Genomic DNA, 3029 nt, shown 5'->3' with positions numbered 1-3029 from the left:
GGAAACCGGGCGCCGCCACGTGAGCGGCGCCGTACTAGGAGGCGGGTCGTCGGTCATAGATGGCGAAACCGTCCGCGCTTGCCGGGCAAGCGCAGGCCGCGTGTTCCGCCGTGCTCTCATTCTTTCAGGAACCTGAATATTAGCTGAAATGCAGCAATCGGAAAAATCCGGGTTGGCCCGCATCGGGGAGTTGTCGCGGCACCCGGATCGGTGACACACTCAGTGCACGTACACATAGGCTGTCGCGGGATCCCTTTCACTCGGGAGCCGAACGCTCCGGAGGTCGTCGCCTCGCGGGCCGCAGCGCCGTGGGGCCGGCCTCGCCGGACGTCGGCTCCGCCGCTGGAGCGATGAATGAAAGACCAACCTGTTTCCGCACGGCGCGGGCTGCTCAAAGCCCTGGCCGTGGGCGTGCCCGGCGCCGTCTGGGCGCCCCACGCCGCCGCCGCGCCCGACCCCACGGCCGCCCCGGCCGCCGCCCCGCCCAACCGCACGCTCAAGTTCTTCAACGCCCAGGAGGCCCTGGCGATGGACGCCATCGCCGCGCGCCTGATCCCGGCCGACGAGCTCGGCCCCGGCGCCAAGGAAGCCGGCGTGACCCAGTTCCTCGATGGCCAGCTGGCGGGCGCCTGGGGCGCGGGCGAGCAGTTCTACCGCCAGGGTCCGTTCGAGGCCGGCACGCCCGAACAGGGCTACCAGCTGTCATTCACGCCCGCCGAGATGTTCCGGCGCGGCCTGGCGGCGCTGGACGCCGCCGCCCGCAAGCAGGACGGCAAGCCCTACGCCGAACTGGACGCCCAGCGCCAGGACGCCTGGCTGCACGACATGCAGGCCGGCAAGCCGGATTTTTCGCCGCTGCCGTCGGCCGTGTTCTTCCAGGCCCTGCTGGACGCCACCATCGAGGGCTTTTTCTCCGACCCGCTGTATGGCGGCAACATCGACATGGTGGGCTGGAAGCTGGTGGGCTTTCCCGGCGCCTACGCCTCGTTCTCCAACGACATCGAGCGCCACGGCGTGATCTGGGCCGGCCGGCCCGTGTCCATCGCCAATGCCCGCGTGCACACGATGAAACCGGGAGACGGCCATGGCTAAGACGCTCCCCCCGGTGGACGTGGCGATCGTCGGCGGCGGCTGGACCGGCGCCATCATCGGCAAGGAACTGGCCGCGGCGGGCCAGCGCGTGGTGGTGCTGGAACGCGGCGAGGCGCGCTGGCCCTCGCCCGACTTCCAGGGCCCCTACGTCCACGACGAACTGAAGTACACGCGGCGCCACGAACTGCACCAGAACGCGGCCACCGAGACCTTCACCTTCCGCAACCACACCGACCAGAAGGCGTTGCCGATGCGGCGCTGGCAGTTCGCCTATCCCGGCACCCACCTGGGCGGCGCCGGCAACCACTGGTCGGGCGCCTACTACCGCTTCGACCCCACCGATTTCCGCCTGCGCAGCCACTACACCGAACGCTATGGCGCCAAGATCTTCGACCCCGAGCTGACCTGCCAGGACTGGCCGCTGACCTACGACGAGCTGGAACCGTACTTCGACCGCTACGACTACCTGATCGGCGCCTCCGGCCAGGCCGGCAACCTCAAGGGCCAGAAGCAGGAAGGCGGCAACCCGTTCGAGCCCTGGCGCTCGCGGCCCTACCCCAACCCGCCGATGAAGGTGCCGTATGCGCCGGCCCTGTTCGGCGAGGCCGCCCGCAAGCTTGGCTACCATCCCTACGTGCAGCCATCCGCGCTCTGTACCCGGCCCTACGTGAACAGCGAAGGCCTGCACATGAGCGCCTGTGTGTACTGCGGCTTCTGCTCCAACTTCGGCTGCGAGCACTTCGCCAAGGCCTCGCCGCAGGTCTGTATCCTGCCGGTGGCGATGAAGCTGCCGACCTTCGAGATCCGCACCGGCGCGCACGTGCTGCGGGTCGAGCTGACGCCCGACAAGCAGCGCGCACGCGGCGTGACCTACGTGGACGCGGCCGGCGCCGAGATGTTCCAGCCGGCCGAGATCGTGGTGCTGTGCGCCTTCGGCATCAACAACGTGCGCCTGCTGCTGCTGTCCGGCATCGGCCAGCCCTACGACCCGGTGACCGACAAGGGCGTGGTGGGCCGCAACTACACGCACCAGACCACCTCCGGCGTGAACCTGTTCTTCGACGAATCCGTGAACATCAATCCGTTCATGGGCGCCGGCGCCGTGGCGGTCACCATGGACGACTTCAGCGCCGACAACTTCGATCATGGCCCGCACGGCTTCGTCGGCGGCGGATACCTGCAGATCCAGGTGGTCAGCGGCGCGCCGATCGGCTTTCACCCCACGCCCAAGGGCACGCCGGGCTGGGGCGCCGAGTGGAAGAAAGCGGTCAAGCGCTACTACAACCACGCCGCCAACATCACCATCACCGGCTCGGCCCAGCCCTGGCGCGGCGGCTACCTCAGCCTGGATCCCACCTATAAGGACGCCTGGGGCCTGCCGCTGCTGCGCGTGACCTACGACTTCCCCGACAACGACATCCGCATGTCGGCGTTCCTGACCGAGCGCGGCGACGAGATCGGCCGCGCCATGAAGGGCGTGACCCAGACCGAGCCCGGACCGCGCAAGCGGCCGTTCTCGGCCACGGTGTACCAGTCGACCCACCTGACCGGCGGCGCGGCCATGGGCAGCGATCCTGCCACCAGCGTGGTCAACCGCTACGGCCAGTCGTGGGACGTGCCCAACGTCTTCGTCACGGGCGCGGCGCTGTTCCCGCAGAACTCGGGCTACAACCCCACGGGCACGGTGGGCGCCACCGCCTACTGGATCGTCGAGAAAATCAAGGCGGACTACCTGCGTTCGCCGGGGCGGCTGGTGTCATCATGATCGAACATCGCAACGGCATCCTCATCGCGGTGGCGCTGATGGTGGGCGTGCCCGCCATCACGCTGATCGCCACCCTGCACCAGATGTTCGGCACCGGCGGCGACGGCCCGATCCGCGCCTCCGCCGTGCAGGCCCCGCCCGCGCCGGCCCAGCCCGCCGCGCCGGCCGCACC

Annotated in this window: 2 protein-coding genes; both read left to right on the top strand. The window is 69.3% G+C overall.

Annotated features, from left to right (window positions below; translation table 11 throughout):
• The first annotated feature begins 354 nt into the window (after window positions 1–354).
• Entirely contained in the window at window positions 355–1092 is a 738-nt protein-coding gene (locus tag AOZ53_RS29250) for a gluconate 2-dehydrogenase subunit 3 family protein (protein ID WP_054490461.1), read from the top strand.
• On the top strand, window positions 1085–2857 hold the full coding sequence (locus AOZ53_RS29245; protein ID WP_054435330.1) for a GMC family oxidoreductase: 1773 nt from the start codon (window positions 1085–1087) through the stop codon (window positions 2855–2857). Before AOZ53_RS29250 ends, AOZ53_RS29245 begins: the two co-directional genes overlap by 8 nt.
• The last annotated feature ends 172 nt before the right edge of the window (window positions 2858–3029 follow it).

This window comes from Achromobacter sp. 2789STDY5608621 (assembly GCF_001299375.1).
GTDB classification, from domain to species: domain Bacteria; phylum Pseudomonadota; class Gammaproteobacteria; order Burkholderiales; family Burkholderiaceae_B; genus Achromobacter; species Achromobacter insuavis.
The sequence above is the reverse complement of the archived record's forward strand: the minus strand, read 5'-3'. Positions and strand labels throughout refer to the sequence as shown.

What these genes read in the sequence shown, in the direction of transcription:
- AOZ53_RS29250 (WP_054490461.1), top strand. Translation starts at nt 355, where the DNA reads ATGAAAGACCAACCTGTTTCCGCACGGCGCGGGCTGCTCAAAGCCCTG.
- AOZ53_RS29245 (WP_054435330.1), top strand. Translation starts at nt 1,085, where the DNA reads ATGGCTAAGACGCTCCCCCCGGTGGACGTGGCGATCGTCGGCGGCGGC.